Source organism: Pedobacter terrae (assembly GCF_900100705.1).
GTDB lineage: Bacteria > Bacteroidota > Bacteroidia > Sphingobacteriales > Sphingobacteriaceae > Pedobacter > Pedobacter terrae.
Genome location: NZ_FNCH01000025.1, coordinates 13,712 through 30,362 on the forward strand (window position 1 = coordinate 13,712; position 16,651 = coordinate 30,362).

General features: G+C 32.9%; 10 protein-coding genes. 1 reads left to right on the forward strand and 9 read right to left on the reverse strand.

Going from position 1 to position 16,651, the window contains the following annotated elements; genetic code table 11:
• Nucleotides 1-2 precede the first annotated feature (2 nt).
• From BLR60_RS21740 to BLR60_RS21770, 7 genes are all read right to left on the reverse strand, one after another.
• Complete coding sequence (locus BLR60_RS21740) at nt 3-899, reverse strand: glycosyltransferase (RefSeq protein WP_167354800.1); 897 nt, start codon at nt 897-899, stop codon at nt 3-5.
• Between the two features lie 39 nt (nt 900-938).
• Entirely contained in the window at nt 939-2,132 is a 1,194-nt protein-coding gene (locus BLR60_RS21745) for a hypothetical protein (protein ID WP_090503745.1), read from the reverse strand.
• A gap of 12 nt (nt 2,133-2,144) precedes the next feature.
• On the reverse strand, nt 2,145-3,329 hold the full coding sequence (locus BLR60_RS21750) for a hypothetical protein (protein ID WP_090503748.1): 1,185 nt from the start codon (nt 3,327-3,329) through the stop codon (nt 2,145-2,147).
• Nucleotides 3,316-5,040 carry a galactosyltransferase-related protein gene (locus BLR60_RS21755; protein ID WP_090503751.1) on the reverse strand — a complete coding sequence of 575 codons (1,725 nt, stop codon included), beginning with the start codon at nt 5,038-5,040 and terminating at the stop codon, nt 3,316-3,318. Before BLR60_RS21755 ends, BLR60_RS21750 begins: the two co-directional genes overlap by 14 nt.
• 48 nt (nt 5,041-5,088) lie before the next feature.
• The gene (locus tag BLR60_RS21760) at nt 5,089-8,172 is read right to left on the reverse strand and encodes a lantibiotic dehydratase (protein WP_090503753.1); all 3,084 of its coding nucleotides are present in this window, start codon (nt 8,170-8,172) and stop codon (nt 5,089-5,091) included.
• 69 nt (nt 8,173-8,241) lie between these two features.
• Nucleotides 8,242-9,453 carry a lanthionine synthetase LanC family protein gene (locus tag BLR60_RS21765; protein ID WP_090503756.1) on the reverse strand — a complete coding sequence of 404 codons (1,212 nt, stop codon included), beginning with the start codon at nt 9,451-9,453 and terminating at the stop codon, nt 8,242-8,244.
• A gap of 1 nt (nt 9,454) precedes the next feature.
• Entirely contained in the window at nt 9,455-10,780 is a 1,326-nt protein-coding gene (locus tag BLR60_RS21770; protein ID WP_090503757.1) for an erythromycin esterase family protein, read from the reverse strand.
• 471 nt (nt 10,781-11,251) lie between these two features.
• On the opposite strand from BLR60_RS21770, the gene BLR60_RS21775 reads away from it, so the two are divergent.
• A complete protein-coding gene (locus tag BLR60_RS21775) occupies nt 11,252-12,196 on the forward strand; it encodes an NAD-dependent epimerase/dehydratase family protein (protein WP_090503760.1) in 945 nt (314 codons plus the stop codon).
• 109 nt (nt 12,197-12,305) lie between these two features.
• Here the strand turns inward: BLR60_RS21775 and BLR60_RS21780 are convergent, their stop codons facing one another.
• On the reverse strand, nt 12,306-13,064 hold the full coding sequence (locus BLR60_RS21780) for a GLPGLI family protein (RefSeq protein WP_090503763.1): 759 nt from the start codon (nt 13,062-13,064) through the stop codon (nt 12,306-12,308).
• A 12-nt stretch (nt 13,065-13,076) separates the two neighbouring features.
• Nucleotides 13,077-15,797: an outer membrane beta-barrel protein gene (locus BLR60_RS21785; RefSeq protein WP_090503764.1), complete on the reverse strand. Its 2,721-nt coding sequence runs from the start codon at nt 15,795-15,797 to the stop codon at nt 13,077-13,079.
• Nucleotides 15,798-16,651: the final 854 nt, after the last annotated feature.

Consider the following 16,651-nt stretch of genomic DNA (forward strand, 5'->3'; position numbering starts at 1 on the left):
CCTTATAATATCTTGATATTTTGATCAGCTATTTTATTCACGTTAGACACTAAAATCTTTAGCAGGAAGTTGTGAAAAATGTTGGAATCATGAACTTTGTACTTAATATTTGCCTGGATCAATTTATTGAACCAAACGATTGAATAATCGATTTCTTCACCCGAAAGCAGGTGTCCCTTCATCAATTTTAAATGTAATAATGCATCCTTTTCCGTGTATAAGACTTTTAGTCTATCGAGTTGTTTCAATCTCACTAGATCGGCAAAATAGATTTGCTGATCTTTCTTCTTGGATGAAAGCTGAAAATCATGAACCCTATATTTAACCAGTGGGTCTCCTAAATTGGCTAATTCAGCCTTACCAGAAAAATTAAATAAAAAATCATAATCACAAGCTAATTTAAATTTTTCATCATATTTGAACTGAAACTTTTTCAAGTAACTTTTTTGATAAAACAGCGTTGAGTGGATAAAACAATTCTCCATCATAAGAGATGTATTTATTGTTTTACTATCAAGGGGAACGGCCATCTCACCTAACGTTTGGCCTTTTGAATTCACAACTTCAGCCCAACTACCTACAAGGCCTATTTTGGGATGACGTTTTAAATATTCGTACTGGATGGCAAGTCTGTCGGAGGCACATAGATCATCAGAATCCATTGCCGCTATATAGTCCCCCAAACTAAGATCGACTCCTAAATTGCGTGCGGCAGCATGACCATTATTTACGCTTTTTTTAATTAATTTTATCCTATCATCGCGGAACTGCTCTATTTTCACTACCGTATCATCAGTAGACCCATCATCAACGATAATCAGCTCATAATCTTGAAAACTCTGATTCAAGATACTGCCAATGGATTCTGATACGAACTCAGATGCATTAAAACTAGGCATCACTACCGAGAGTTTGACTTTCGAGGACATAATTATTAATTACTGGATTTGAATAAGTTCACTTAAGTTAAAAACCCTTTCCGACTTAGAACTAAATGTATCTTGGTTTGAAAAATCTTTTACACTATCAAAACTGTTTAGGATTGATTGAGTTAACAGCCTTGAGTCTATGGCTGATGTTTCAACTTTTGAAATCATCGGAACAAGTGAAACCCTATTGTCATTTTTAGATATACTAATCGGTATTGAAGTTTGCGTCCCAATTACAGATAGGTTAAACTTGACAACATTTTCAAGTACGTTGTCTTTTGAAACCTTTTCCTTCAATGATATAAATATGTCAGTTATTGTCAGAAGTTTATAAAAGTACTCTGCAGAAATCTTCCCCGTAAAAATAATACTATTCGTTAATAAAAAAAAGTCATCATTTAAGATATTAAGATCGAATTCACCGATAAAGATTACTTTTAAGTTCATTGACATCTTTCTTAAGTTAACCATACATCGGAGAAAATTCGTTATTTCTGAAATTGGTGTATCGTCGGATCTAATCAGAATAATTTTCTCGTTGCCAAACCCCATTTTGTTTATTAAATCACCTTTTTGTTCATAGAAGGATGAGATCTTACTATTAGAAAGCAACAGATTTGGTAGACATTTCGCATTAGGAATATCATAGAGCATTTCAAGTGTTTCTGCGTATTCCTTATCATAACACACGATCGTGTCAAAAGACTTAAGCATTGATTCTTCCTCAACGTCCCGAAGAAGATCAAATTTATCGAATTGTTTACTATCAATAATTTCTTTAAATTTCATATACCTCTCATTGGAATTACTACTCTCCCAATGAAGCGTATCAACGTAAACCACTAACTTACATTCTAAATTGTATTTTAAATTATTTGCCAAATAAAAAAAATTGAAGTTATGGAAAATAAAAGTCAGTGAATCATCTTTGCTGATGACAGAGTCTAATTTAAGCACATCTATGATCCGCATTGCAAACTCATTTTTACCCGAATTCGACAAAATACTATCATCCGATACGGAGTGCGGGAAAGGGATTTTGAGGTGGTTGATGTTATTGTTTTGATTGATGTCATAGAAAAGCTCTTCATCAGGACTTCCGATTTCAACATTGATTATCTGTTGCGTTTCTTCCGATTGATTTAGCAAATATTCAAATAGAAGGTTATTATTATTGTCTGATATTAAAATAGTCTTTTGCATAGCTTGAACAAATTATAGAACAAATAATGATGAAGTCCAAGGGGCAACCTCGTCTTTATCCTTTCCTAATAAAGATAATCCTAAACCGGCGAGCCCTTTCAATCCGATATTTAGATTTCCATTTCGGTCAACAAAACTATCGAGCAATATCTTTTGGCTATTCAAAAACATTGTAAGCCTTTTGATCTTGGAATCGATAATATCCTGTAAATTATCTCTTTTGAATTGGCTCTTAATGTTTAAGATTAGCATCAAAGAATTGATTTCGGGTTCTATAGAAGTCTCGAATATTTCACTATTGTACATTGCAACACAATTGTTTTCCATTTCTTTCAGAATTGATTCAACAGAAGCTATTAATGAAGAACACCTGGAATCTACGTACTTCAGATAACAATAATATAATTTACATAGCATGTTTGATACTTCGAAGAAATGTTCGGATACAAAATCATGTTTTCTTGATATCATGGCCTGAAAGTGCCCAATGTAAGCAATAACAGCTTTACCTAGTTGTACTTTCAAATCAGGAATTACCGATTGGAAAACATTAAATTTTGAGGCCTGATCAATAGTCAGCAAAGAGAGCGAGAGTCTTTCAATTTTCCCTAATAAATTTTCCAGCGCACTATCCCGCAACAAACTATCTAAAAAATCTGGTTGGGTTACTTCCTTAAGGATAAGTGGTGAACTATGAATCAGCTCCACATGTTCGATGAATTTTTCTTCAACGAGTAAGTCCTGAAGGTTATTTTCATCAAATGAACTTTTTGATTCTAATGTTTTTTCACATAAGAATAGTAAGGATCCAATTGATTCCACATCTAGGTAAGAAGCAGGAAAGGTTTTAACGATACTATGGTAAATTAAGCTGAAAGGATCTTCCTCATCTGGGATTTCAATAAATTCGTTCTGTTTTAAATACTGAAAGACCCACCCGATTCCTGTATAACCATCTGAAAACCTATTTGTCGGGCCGGGACCGTTCAAATTAGCAGCAACCTCGAGAACTAGCTCATTAGCGATATCAGAAAAAATTTCGTTCCCACTATGTAATTCCATTTGGAATAAAAAAATTATTGCTCCACTTTTACCATTATAAAGTCCATTATTATTGCAATATCCTCCATTAATAACTATCGCTTTACAAATTTCTTTAATCAAATTACTTATATTATCGTTATTATACTTTCCCATTTTCTTTGTGCCAATTCGATATGTATGTTTTTAACTCCGGTTTATTAAATCTGCAGATCTTGATGTATTCTTTAAAACTATTCTTCATCTCTGCTTCTGAAAAATAATGTGAGTTTGAAAGCCGTTTATGATCAAGATGAAATAATGGACCGATCTGCCTTTTAATTTCCAACCCCAAAATTTTAAACCTTTTAAAAAGCTCTTTATCCTCATGCCCCCAGCCGTTAAAAGCCTCATTATCCATTCCAGCATTAATGTATGCCTCCCGATCAAGCACTTGACACCCACCATATGATGTAAAAGATTGATTAGGTATTGTAATATACTTAAATAGGCATCTGATATCAGGCTTTTTTACAAAAAACTTTCGAAGCGCCCCAGCAACATTTACAAATGTGCCATCATATGGATAACATAATTGGCTTTCCCCGTGTCTAATCGATAATACGGCTTTGTTCAGCTGGGAGGCTGCAATGATAACATCACAATCATATTTTATTACAATATTAGTCTCAGCAGCCAATGACAATCTATTAATATAAAACTGCCGCAAAAATATTGGGTTGTGATCTTCCTTAAAAATGTATGTAACTCCTTCTGGTAGATCTTTAACAGGAATTTTACTGTTGATATCTGCTTCAAATAGGATAATATTAGTTTTGAAATTATTTGTTAAATAAGTAAGTGAAGCAAAAATATTCTCTAAGCGATCTGTTGAATCTACACGTACCGCCATTAAAAAAGTAACATCCTCAAAACTATAAACCCTATCACTTGAGAACTCGGATACAGCTTCTAAATATTTATAACTACAAGATTGTGGAGATACAAAACTGAAGTCATAATCATATGGATCTTCCTCCATAAAATTACCTTTAAAAAAGTATTGTTTGTCTTGAAGATGGTTTACTCCCGCATTGTGGAATATTTTATTATCATACCAAGCACTGTGATCATTATGAGGCCAACAGAAATCTAAATCTTTATCGATTTTAACTTGTGCTACCAAAATTCCGTTCCAGAGTAATGCCCACATATCTGCACACCAACTTGAAATCGGAACATAATTTCTTTTAACCTTCTTTTTTAAGAATTGGGCTCTGTACTTCTTTGTATTTTCGAACAGTAATTCATACAAATTCTCGCTATCAAGTTCTATCTTTAGCCAGAATTTATAATCAACCTTTTTTATTAAAGCTTGAGCACCTCCTGCATTGTTATCATTCTCTATGACCTGCTTGGCACTAATTCCAACAATCTCGCACATCTCTTCCAGAACGGTGTCACCTTTATCATTTATGTAAGTTGAATCTAAGTATGTATGAGCATCAGAAAGATACCATATATCATCTTTACATAACCTCTCAAAATCAGGCAGGGCATGGGTAAAAATGATGTCTGAATCATGATAGAAAATATCCTCAAGACCTAATTCCGTATAGACCTGAAAGTGTTGGGCAATGATATGCGGCCTGATCGAAGAAACATATTGTTTTCTTATTCTCTTATCTGGATAAAAGAAAAATTTAGCATATTTTTCAAATCTTTTAGACAAGTCCACGTATAAATGATTCAATCCTTTCTCTTCATTAAAGCCTATTAACACGTGAATATCTTCTCCATTAATACTGAAAGAATTAAAGTTCTTTAATTGAATCTCTAATTGCCAGATAAAATAGGTATCATCAGGTTGAGCAGAAAGATAAATCATATTTTTTATCGATAGATTTTAATTTATAAAAGCGGGAATTCATGACACTTATCCAATATTGTTTTTTTGAGAGACAACTGATCTATAGTGCCTTTCTAAAAGGTGATAAATAATTAATTCATGCTTTCTCTGATTTGATTCAAAAATCCTGTTAATTGACATGTGTATATAGCTAGGGAGAAGTTTAAAAAGACTTAGATCACCCTGCATAATTGATATTTTTTCTAGGATTTCACTTATAGGCCTTATATTGCTTAAGGATCTTTCGTTTAATATTTCAGAGTAGAGATCATTCTGAAATTCGTGGTTTGCTTCGTCACTTAACGTGTCGACGATAGCATCTTTATATTTTCGGAATTTTTCATTCAATTGTTTTTGAAGAATTTTATGCCCTCCGAACTCCTCGAAAAATGATTTTTGCAAAATCTTTAATAATTCATATTTTTCTTGAATATCTAATTTGAAATCTGACATTAAAACATCAATAGACTTAATAACCCTGAGATAAATACTTATCTCATCGGGATAATCCGAAAATATCATTATCGATTTGATCGCAAATACACTATCATTGAAAAAAAGACTTTCTGCCTGATCAATCAACCGCTCATCATATCTACTATTCTCCCTTTCATAAATGTCCACATTAATATTGCTAATTTTACCAGCGGCATAAAAAACCTCAAGCAGACCAATAAACTCATCCTGTAGAATTTTCAGTTTTGTAACATCAGAGTTGTAAAATCTAACCCTTAGATGATTGCTGGTATCGAAATAGCGTATATAAAAAAACTTCTCAAATAATATTTGATTATTTTTTTCTAAAAAAGGCAGTACAACATCAGTTAATATTTCAAAAATCACTTGATGTGATGCATAAATCTTAAAATATAACCATTCTGACCCAAGATAAAATTTCTTGGCGGGCGTAGTGCGAGCCTGAAAACTTCCCAAGTCTCTTTTGGCTACCACATTTTGGGTAATGGGAATAACTATTTCATTTGTATATGGTTTACCGTTTACATCGCGAACGATGCAATTTTCCTCATCGAACAAATATTCCCGAACTTCTATTGCACTATGTTTGTTCAGAAACTCTTTAAATATTTCGAAGCCCCTTTCAGAATCAAGATCCAGTAAAAATTCATTCTGCCCTTGAACAAGTCCAACTTTTAAGGGAATACCGTACTTTTGTAAATAAAGCATAGTTCCATCGCGGGTTATAGATGTATTCTTTGAAATTTCTCGAACTTGTTTTTCTTTAATAATCCATCTTGCTCTCTTTATGATTACATTCTTATACATGACCCTAGGAAGATGTGCAATATTATCCAATAACCCCCAATCCCAAAAAGCAGCATACGAATTGCCCTGGGTTTGTAGATCGCAAAGAAATTTGTATAACGGCAGATTTCCTACCATAAAGTTATGGGCAGTCGTCAATCTCGGTATAACTCTTTTATTATGTTTATAACTTCTAAGAACGACTTGATCATTCTCAATACTTACACTTAGATCTTGAATATTGATGTTATTTTCTCTTTCTATTCCCGAGTGACCTAAATAAGAAATCTCGTAATCTCTCAAAATTGGTCGTCTGAGTATATTGCCAACCCGAGCCTGTGGAAGGTGAACTATTTCAGCGAATATGGCATCTGGATATTCATCTTCTTCTTCTTTTAAATATCGTCTAATACCATTTAGCAACTCAGGATCGTCACAGGTAAAACGGCCTAATAGAGTAGCTGCACATGGCCCTCCTATTAAAATAAGGTCATATAAAAAATTATCTTTGTCAATCCTTCCGTTTTTCGAATGTAGATTTCCCATTGTATATAAGCTAGTGGCAATCTCAAGATCCTTAGTGAAGGGTTCTATATTTTTTAGGTCCTGTTCAGTAATCTCAATTATTTTTTCAGAAGACTCTAGATATTCGTTAAACTTTGTAAATGCGAGTTTTTGAATATAGTTAAATGTATGATATTCATCATCAATACTTTTTTTATTCCTTAAAGTTAAATCATCGATCATGGAAGATTTATCTTGATGACCATCAGCTAAGTAAGAATAGCCAATACCAAATTCAGAATCCATGACCAAACTCAGTGGCACATTTTGATAACCATACTTTTCAAAAAACTTATCCTTGAAGTTTCTTAAATCCATTGTTTCGCCTTCAATTTTCAAGACCAAAAGTCTATTGAGCTGTTCAACTATTTCAGTGATAAGATCCTTGTTAACATTGACGGTCTCGGGAGCCAATGTCAGGTCTACTTGAAGAATATTCTTGGTGTCAATATCAAAAAAATCTATTTCTTGCCTAATATTTTGATAGTCTTCAATATTTGGATTTGATGATTCTAAGATCGATTGAACCTTTAGCATTCTATCCAAAATGGATTTTGGTAAGTTAGTCATCTTCAACGATCCGATCAGTCGGGATAAGGGATCGTCACCTGTTATATTCGGCTCAATATCTGAAATTAAAATCTGAGCGTCTGATAATTGAACAATGTACTCCAGAGCATCCTCTTCTTCAACACTTTCAATTTGAGCCAAATATTTCGTTAGCTCTACAATGTTACATCCCTTATTAGCCCTGTCCAAGATCTTCTCAAGATATTCCGTCTTAGGTATTGAACTTAGTTTATACTTTTTTTCTCCATTATTGATTTCGTATTCGATATATCTATATTCCTGATTTATTTCATAGAGACTATCGTTCGGAAAATGGATTACCTTTTCTCTGACTTCCGGTATTTTGAGTAACTTATGCGTTATCTGTTCCAAGCATATCATATCCAAACGTGCTTTCTTGATATGGGCATTATTCTCTTTTAAAATAAGTGAAGTGGGGTTTTCAGTTAGGTTGACCATCAGACCGCCAGCAAATAGGCCGAATGGCGTACAGCGTGTACAAGCCCGGATCCAATATTTTATCAGGCTAGAGTTTACCTTCGACTGCTTTTTTATATCCCTGGGGAATTCATAATGGATTTCATCATAAAGATCCTTCGATGCCACAAAAAGAGCTTCATCGAAAATAGATGATTTGGAAAGGGTATTTTCGTTAATATCTTTCAGACTGAAAGTCGGACTTCTTAAAAAAATAAAATCTGGTTGACGACGCATTAATTAAGTTTGAATATTTTTTATAGGTTGATTAATAAGAATTTGGGAGATCATGACAGAAGCCCCCTGTCATGATAGCATAAAAATATCTTTAAAAGCGGGTAGGTTATTAAACAAAAAATAATTGTATGTTATGCCAATGCCCAATGTTCCCTCAAGTAAATTATCACACTCAACTTCCATGGAATTTTCGCCACCAATGAAAACATATTTAGGTTGCTCATCACCTGAAGACTTTAGAAATGATATTGTTTTATCAATCCAAAATTCACTAGCAAGTCTAAATTCTTCTATATCTGTTTTGAGAAACAGATCACGAAATATAAAAGCATTTCCCGACGAACCATGACAAAACCCAGCATCACAGACTAGGGAACTTTCAACGCTAAATCTTTTCGCCGTGTTTTTTAGCATTGAGGCTGCCTCATCCCTTAAATGCCCGATTCCATAAGATGATGACAATAATCCGTTGATCGTATGCAAAATACTTAAATCACCATAACACCAACCAACCCTACTCATCATTTCAGTTTTAGAATTTGAATAATATTCGGACCTATCTATTCGGTTTCCAAAATAGGAGCCAATTTTTTCATGATCTTGAAGATTATTTTGAAAAAAACATAGGATTCCATCTATTAATTTTTGACAAGTTGCCGATCTAATTCCCTGTTGCTCGCATTTGTTTAGAAAATACAAAATTCCAGCAGCCCCATGTGCTAAACTAAAATCAAATACAAATCCCATCTGATACTGCCGTTTATCTACCTCCCATAGATATTCGTTTCCAATTTTTATTTTCCTATCGTCTAAATATTCGATTAGCTCTTCAACAGCTCCAAAATCTTTGCGTTTTAAAAAATAGATACCAATTCCAAGAGCTCCATTTAAAAGATCATAATTCTGATGTATTAACATATTTTTTATTTCTCTTTTCAGAAAAGGATCTAGCACTTCCAAAACTTCGTTTGAATCTTTATCAATTATTTCATTTTCAACCAAATAATTAACGACCCAGGCATACCCTGCAATACCTGCGGAAAATGTAGGATTGTTATATTCGCCAATTTCGAGATATTCTAGGCAGCAATCTAGTAATTCATTGATTTTATCAAGAATTTTATCATCAAAATCTTGAATATAATTTTGAGCTAGGAAAATTATGTCACCTGATAATCCAGTATAAATTCCAATGCCTCTTTCTTTTTTGATATCATTGTTTAAAATACTAAATAGAATTCTGTTATGCTCAATTCTAATTTTTTCAATTTGGTTTTCCATTTTAAGGCGTTTGTCTTACATTTTCAGCACCATGGGCTATTTTAAAAAAATACATTCCATCAAAACATTCCGCAAAAGCAACTTTTGAATAGTCTTTCGCAGGATCCTTATGGTATGTAGCTCCAATTACCCTAGTATATTTATAATCCTCAACCCACGATTGGAGTTCCTTATTCTTTAGAATATCGCTTGTTGTAAAATAAAAGTTTGGGTACTTACATTCTTTCAGAATATATTCTATGGAGTATTTATTTTGTGAAGTCGGGTAGTCAAAATTTTTATACATATTGGAAGCCCCAAAGTCGTAAATCCTAACTGATCCTTCATCAAATGCACCCCCAATAGCAAAATATTTATCCTTTAATTTATCTTTGAAATACGCCCCCATTCTTTTAGCTCCGTCAAGCGTGGCATGCGCTATATGAGTGTTATGTGCCCAAACAACTAATTTATCATCCTTGGAAAGTTGCTGGTGAAAAGCCAATACATTATCGGCCATATATTTATCCCGAATATTATTGTATGCAGAAAAGTAATTTTTAAAGGTCCCAAACGTTCCTTGCAGATCAATGGTCTGTCTTAATAACCTGCTTAATGTATTAAGCTCTACAGAATTAATTGCCTTCCTAGACATTACCAACTTTTGAATTTCATCGGCCATATCTTGATATTTTCGTTTATTTGTACTCGACATTTTAAACGAATTTCCATCTTTAAAAAGGTCTTTAAATGAAATCAATTGATCATAGATTAAACTATTCATTGATTTTAGATCAGGAAACTCCACCAAAATTTGATCGGAAAGGATAAAGGGATCTTGCATATCTAAACCTAAAAATTGTACTCTGTCTTTCTTATCTTTTGTTAGATTATACTGCTTTATCCAGTTCAGCATTTCGAAAACCTCTTGGGTACGGTAAATTCCATACAATCCTGTTTTCGTAATATATTTAATTAGGCTGTCATTAGAATCACTTATTAAATAATTATTTAACGTTTTCGAATAGCAATAATCCGTTTCCATTACAACCATCTTGACATTTTGTTTCAAGATTAATTCTTTTATCAATGCGAACCTATACAAATTAAATTCTTTTGTACCATGTGTAGATTCTCCTAAACCGATGATGTATTTATCATCCAAAATTGAACTAGGGACACCTGTTTGAGTAATTTGACCATCACCATCTGTAGCAATTGGCTTTATTAATAAATTAAGCTCTTTAGTATATGATTCAACCTTATTTTGAGCATTTAAAGTGGAGCCAAAACTAAGAATTATAAGGTGTATACATAATAATCGAATTAAAACAAGGGAAGAACTCATATCTATATTTAAGTAAATGATTTCGTAAGTTAATTATTGAATTTTCTAACCATTCCAATTTACGTATAACCTGCTAATAGCACAACGTATATATCTCGACTGAATCAGCTACTAAAAACCATATGCAAATTTGGTAAGCAACAAAAAAATTGGCGTCTGTCGGTGATAAATAGAAATTCGTCATTCCAGATCTTATCTGTAATATTTATTTCGATCTAGCTTCAGCCGTACATTCAATCTGATTTAACCAAACTTACTAATATAATATCTATGTGGCAACAAAAACTGATTTTTAAATTGGAAATATTTTGATGAATCCGAATTCTAAAAAGCTTCAGATTAATCCTACTAATTTCTTAGTCCTAAAAATCGGATTTAGCTGAATTATTTATCCAGAAAAGAAAATAGTAGGCCAATATTTTGTAATTTATCCGCTGATAATTTAAATGAAAATCAGTCAAAAAACTAACTATGACAAAAATTTTAGTTACTGGTGGTGCTGGCTTTATAGGAAGCAACTTAATCAAAAGACTACTTTTGACTAAAAAATTTAAGATAATTTGTCTTGACAATTTAGACGATAATTATTCTGTTGAGGTTAAAAACCGAAATCTGTCTTTTTTCAATGGAAACGTAGATTTTAAGTTTATTTGCGGAGACATATTGAACATAAATGAAATATCTAATTTAGATGAGGTTGACATTATTATACACCTAGCGGCAAAGGCTGGCGTAAGAGAGAGTATTTCTAACCCAATTTTATATAATCATGTAAATGTAGAAGGGACCAAATCAATGTTAACATTTGCTTTAAATAAACGGGTTAAAAAATTTATATTTGCCTCGTCCAGTAGTGTCTACGGTATTAACCAATATTTGCCTTGGAATGAGGAGTCTGAGCTGTGCCCTATAAGTCCTTATGCTGTCTCTAAAGTGTATGGTGAAAAACTTGGAAAACTTTTTTCGGAATCATCCAATATACAATTTATTGCATTGAGGTTATTTACAGTTTATGGACCCGGCCAACGTCCGGATCTTGCTATAAATAAATTTTTTCACTCCATTATCAATAATGAACCTATAACCGTTTATGGGCAGGGCAATTCTATTCGGGATTATACCTACATTGATGACGTCCTTTCTGGCATTGTAGCCGCCATTGACTATGAGAAATCAAGTTATGAAGTGATAAACATAGGAAGTAATTCACCTATTATGCTCAACAGCTTAATCACCGAAATTGAGAACGTCTGCAAAAGAACAGCGCATTTTAAAAGGATGCCTGAACAAGCTGGGGACGTACCAACTACCCATGCCGATATAAGCAAGGCAAAGAAATTATTGGGCTACCTTCCTAGTACAACCATAAGAGAAGGCCTGCAAATATTTCATGACAACCTGTACCAAAGTCAATAAAGCAATCTGAAAGACAATCTTTGACCAAATAATCTGAATGGTATTAATAATTAGATTATTAAGGGATGTTAACCCTGAAGACAAAAAGTGTCTGGATAATAGTTAAATGTCAATAATTTAAAAAACTTTTAAACCATTTTGATGTCAGTCCATATTGATTTAAAAACTTCTTATAGGTATCCTCATAAGTCTTTCTTTGTATTTTCGCATTGACCTCGTTATATTGCTTAACATCTAAAACATTTCCGTTAAATTTGGTTGCAAACCAGGATATGTGTTCATTAGGCAGAAATACACCGAGGATCATTCCTGGCAGACCATTAAACATTTCTGGACCAGACTTAAGTGGTATTTGATCTGTGTAATATGCAACAACATACACTGAGTCATTTAGAGAGGCATTGGCCCGTCGACACTGAAATCCAGCTATTTCCCTAAGCTCATCCGTCAATCTCCATTTAATTTTCCTTAAGCTATCAGATACAATAAATTTGTTCCCGAAAACATTCATTTGTGAAATGTAATTGTCAGTATCTATATTGCCATAAATGATATTGTCAAAAGCTGCCCCACTCAAAAAATTTTTGTTATCTCCCTCATAAAATTCATAGCACCATGTGTTATGGTTAAAGGAAAACTTAAAAGTAGTTGACAAAAACTGGGCGTTTTTGGATTTAAAGTCAATAAAGGATTTAGCTTTATCTTCCTCCTTTACATTTTTATTATCTAAAAGCAATCCCTCGTAAATAGGATAAGTATTGATTTTTCTTTCAAATTCAAACTGCCCATGAGCTACAAAATCTAGAATCTGACATTGTAAAGTTCCAGATAGAAGAAATAGAAATAGAAACATTAAAAAAAATCTCATTATACATACAATTTAATTGAATTTATTAAAATTCCACACAGCAGAAAACAGGAAAAACCGCTGGAGGGTGTTAAAGGTATTTTGGGTAAAGTAATTACTGGTTGCAACTCGGCTAAGTCCCACATTTTGATTTAAAATATCATTACAGGCTACCTTAAACAACAAAGGTTGTCCTTTGAAAAAATATTTACCAATCCAAGAATTCCAAATTACACGATTGAAACTTCTATTGGTTAAAGAAGTCTTCTGCAACCATTGATAATTAAAATCACTATGGACTTTAATAGATCTGATGTAGACATCAATATCAAATTTGGTCGAAATACTAAAATAATCGTTATTATCAACCTGATTTAAAGAAAAATTATTCGTGTTGTAAGCTAACAATGTATTAAGGTCAAATTGGTACTTTTTTTCTTTCGCCTTATTGAAACTAAAACTAAAATTATAATTATTTAATGCTAATTTATTTACAGTTGAATTTGTTTCATTAAAAATATTATTTCTGAAATAAGCGAAGCCGCTTGAAAATCTACCATCAAGAGCTCTTATTTTTAAACTCTGCAAAACACTAATTGAGATTGTTTGATTGCGCTTGTCAAAAAGGTTTTTGTATTGATAGGTAAAAATGCCGCTAGGACTTGTCACAGAAGTTAAGGTGATGGGGTCTGAGACTTGTTCAAAACTGGCAGCAATGTTCCAGCTGCTTTCGGTAGAAACATCAAACCTTACCAAATTTAAATTGAAACCGTCAGAATGACTGCTTCTTAAAAATGAGTTTGGCAAAAAAACACTAGTTAGGCTATTATTGGACCGTGAAGGCAGCAATTGGTTATATGTAGGCGAATTACGATTACCAAAATAACTAAGCTCCAAGAAACGATAATCGGTGAATTTAAAATTGATTTTTAGACGGGGTTCGAATAAAATGTAATCTTTTTTTAACTTGCTAAATAGATTATCATCCTCAATTTGCAAGTTTTGATGACCATAGCTACCTGAAATATTTACAGATAACTTTTGCCCTCCATAGCTCAGATTCAAACCACCTTTATTTATAAGGTAACTATTTAAAAGGTGGGCAGAAAATCTACTATTTTGGGCTTGTAGCTGAATATCATCGAATGATCGTCTATCATCATCAGATTCATTACTAACTAAATTATGGCTAAAAGACACATTTATATTTTTAGAGATCGCTTCAGTGTAGATCGTGTTAAGGCTAGTTGTTCTATTGTTTGTTATAAAGGATTTTATTAATTGTAAGTTACTTACGCTATCTATACCCCCAGATAAGTTGAAAAAACTATTCTCAAACCGGGCAGATCCGTTTGTATTTATTTTTTGAAAATTTGTGTTCAAATATGCTGAAAGGGTTCTTCCCACTTTTTTAAATCTTTTTTGCCATTCAAGGTTAAAATTCAAGTTTTTAAATTGATTTTCACTAGATTTTGTTTCCAGACTATTTAGTACCAATTCATTTGCATTTTCGGTGCTTGAAAATAAATTATCAGTGGACTTTCTTTTTAAATAATTAATGTCCGCAAAAACCCTAATTATTGAATTATTAGAAAAATTAGTTTTATAATTGAAATTGTACTTATTATTTATTTCATTATTGTCATTTGTAGAAAAGGTATTAATCTGTTGCTCCTGGCCAGGTAAAATATAATTCGTTATCGTTGAACTTACTTTATTAACATCACTAATTGTAATCTTCCCGTTTGCATTTATGGAAGTTTTATCATTATTCCATTTATCATCATAATGAACCCCTGCTGAAGTGATGCGGGGGATTCCCTTACCATCATAATTCCCCGAGCCTTCATCATCATTGCCAATTCTTTCATTATCTTCCTTCGCCAATCCTGACTGTCCAATATTACCACTAGTTATGTAGGCTGATATTCTTCTTTTTGTCTGAAAAAGATTAACCATTCCTTGTAAATTGTAGAAGTCTTTGTTTCCAGCACCAGCCGTAGCCCGACCGAAGTACCCATGCTTTTTTGATTCCTTCAACTTTAAATTTATAGTCTTATCTTTTACTCCATCATCAATTCCAGTAAATACTGCCGCGTCAGACTTCTTATCATATAATTGCACTTTATCAATCATATCAGCTCTGAGATTTCTGGTAGTAAGTAACGGGTCATTCCCAAAGAATTCCTCACCATCTACCAAAACTTTCCTTACCTCTTTACCATGGGCCATAATTTTCCCCTTTTCGTCGATTTGGATGTTTGGAAGCTGACGCAGCAAATCCTCAACCGATGCATTTGGGGCTAGCTTTATACTATCGGCCTGATATTGTATAGTATCCCCAATAATTTTAATCGCACTGACTTTCGCTCGAATAACGATCTCATTTAGCAATATTTCTTTTTTGTAAAGCTTAATAATATCCTGATCCAAGATGTTTTTTGAATAATTACCTATATTAATTTTCTTTGAAAAGTCAACATACCCATGCCTTGTAAACAAAAGAACATAGTTACCCGTGTCAACCTTTTTAAATTTAAACGTACCATCAATGGATGTACGAGTATCAGAAATTATAAAAGAATTAGAGTTTAGAAGAACAACTGAAGTATTAACTAACGCTACTTCTGATGACATATCTTGAACTTTTCCTTGTATAGTGCGATTGCTATTTTGGCTGTAGGCAACGGCGTTCAAAAATAAAAAAATAAAGAGTAATGTCTTTTTAAGATTTAGCAATAAGTAATTTATCATTAACAAAAAGTAAGAGTGCAACTTATAGGAAGAGTAGTGTGGGGTTAGGTTATTTGTTCGATATTTTCAATTCATCTGGATTTACATATAAATACTACAGACAAGTATAAGTATTTTATGACAAAAATCCGTCAAATGAGTATGTAATTATCCTAATACTATATCACATTAAGATAAAAGCATGTATAATGGGGAGAGCCTCGCATCAATCATCGATTGAGAGTATTAATTTAAATAAAAGAATGCAACAGCAGGTGTTGTATCCTTTCCTGCTAGTAATACAAACGATTAACTGATGGACATTGAAAAACTAGGGAAAAGTTAGTAGTTGTTATTTGTTAAACAACCACTAATTGCTAGTTATAACTCTTACTCCAATATTGCAAGAGTGTTTTTTCATGATTAACGATCAGGAGCTATTCGTCCGCTATACCCATCTTAAGCAATTTTTGATCCTTGATTTCAAAAGTATACTTGACGCTACCGTCAATTAAGATCTTATTATTCAGATCTTTCACCAGTTGATGAACCATGACATCTACTTTTCAGCCTGGACGTCCCTTGATGGTAATCAGTTGTACAAGTGGATCAATTTCACCCCATTGCTGCGTCTACCATTCTCTGACAGCATCATTACCAATTACATATCCAGTCTCAAAAGCCTTTGGCCAATGTATGTTGATATCCATAAGTTTAAAAACACTATCGATGTCTCTTGCATTAAATGCTTTGTAAGCCTCTTTGATAATCGTTGATTATTCGGACTCCATACAGTATTGTAATTTGAGGTAAAAATATCCAATTTCAATTTAATTAATCAGCCAAATATTTTTTTTGAAAAACGGTATTTTTCT

Excerpts from the sequence above, each read along its gene's own strand:
- BLR60_RS21775 (WP_090503760.1), top strand. The coding sequence starts at position 11,252 with ATGACAAAAATTTTAGTTACTGGTGGTGCTGGCTTTATAGGAAGCAAC.
- BLR60_RS21745 (WP_090503745.1), bottom strand. The coding sequence starts at position 2,132 with ATGCAAAAGACTATTTTAATATCAGACAATAATAATAACCTTCTATTT.
- BLR60_RS21750 (WP_090503748.1), bottom strand. The coding sequence starts at position 3,329 with ATGGGAAAGTATAATAACGATAATATAAGTAATTTGATTAAAGAAATT.
- BLR60_RS21785 (WP_090503764.1), bottom strand. The coding sequence starts at position 15,797 with ATGATAAATTACTTATTGCTAAATCTTAAAAAGACATTACTCTTTATT.
- BLR60_RS21770 (WP_090503757.1), bottom strand. The coding sequence starts at position 10,780 with ATGAGTTCTTCCCTTGTTTTAATTCGATTATTATGTATACACCTTATA.
- BLR60_RS21780 (WP_090503763.1), bottom strand. The coding sequence starts at position 13,064 with ATGAGATTTTTTTTAATGTTTCTATTTCTATTTCTTCTATCTGGAACT.
- BLR60_RS21740 (WP_167354800.1), bottom strand. The coding sequence starts at position 899 with ATGCCTAGTTTTAATGCATCTGAGTTCGTATCAGAATCCATTGGCAGT.
- BLR60_RS21755 (WP_090503751.1), bottom strand. The coding sequence starts at position 5,040 with ATGATTTATCTTTCTGCTCAACCTGATGATACCTATTTTATCTGGCAA.
- BLR60_RS21760 (WP_090503753.1), bottom strand. The coding sequence starts at position 8,172 with ATGCGTCGTCAACCAGATTTTATTTTTTTAAGAAGTCCGACTTTCAGT.
- BLR60_RS21765 (WP_090503756.1), bottom strand. The coding sequence starts at position 9,453 with ATGGAAAACCAAATTGAAAAAATTAGAATTGAGCATAACAGAATTCTA.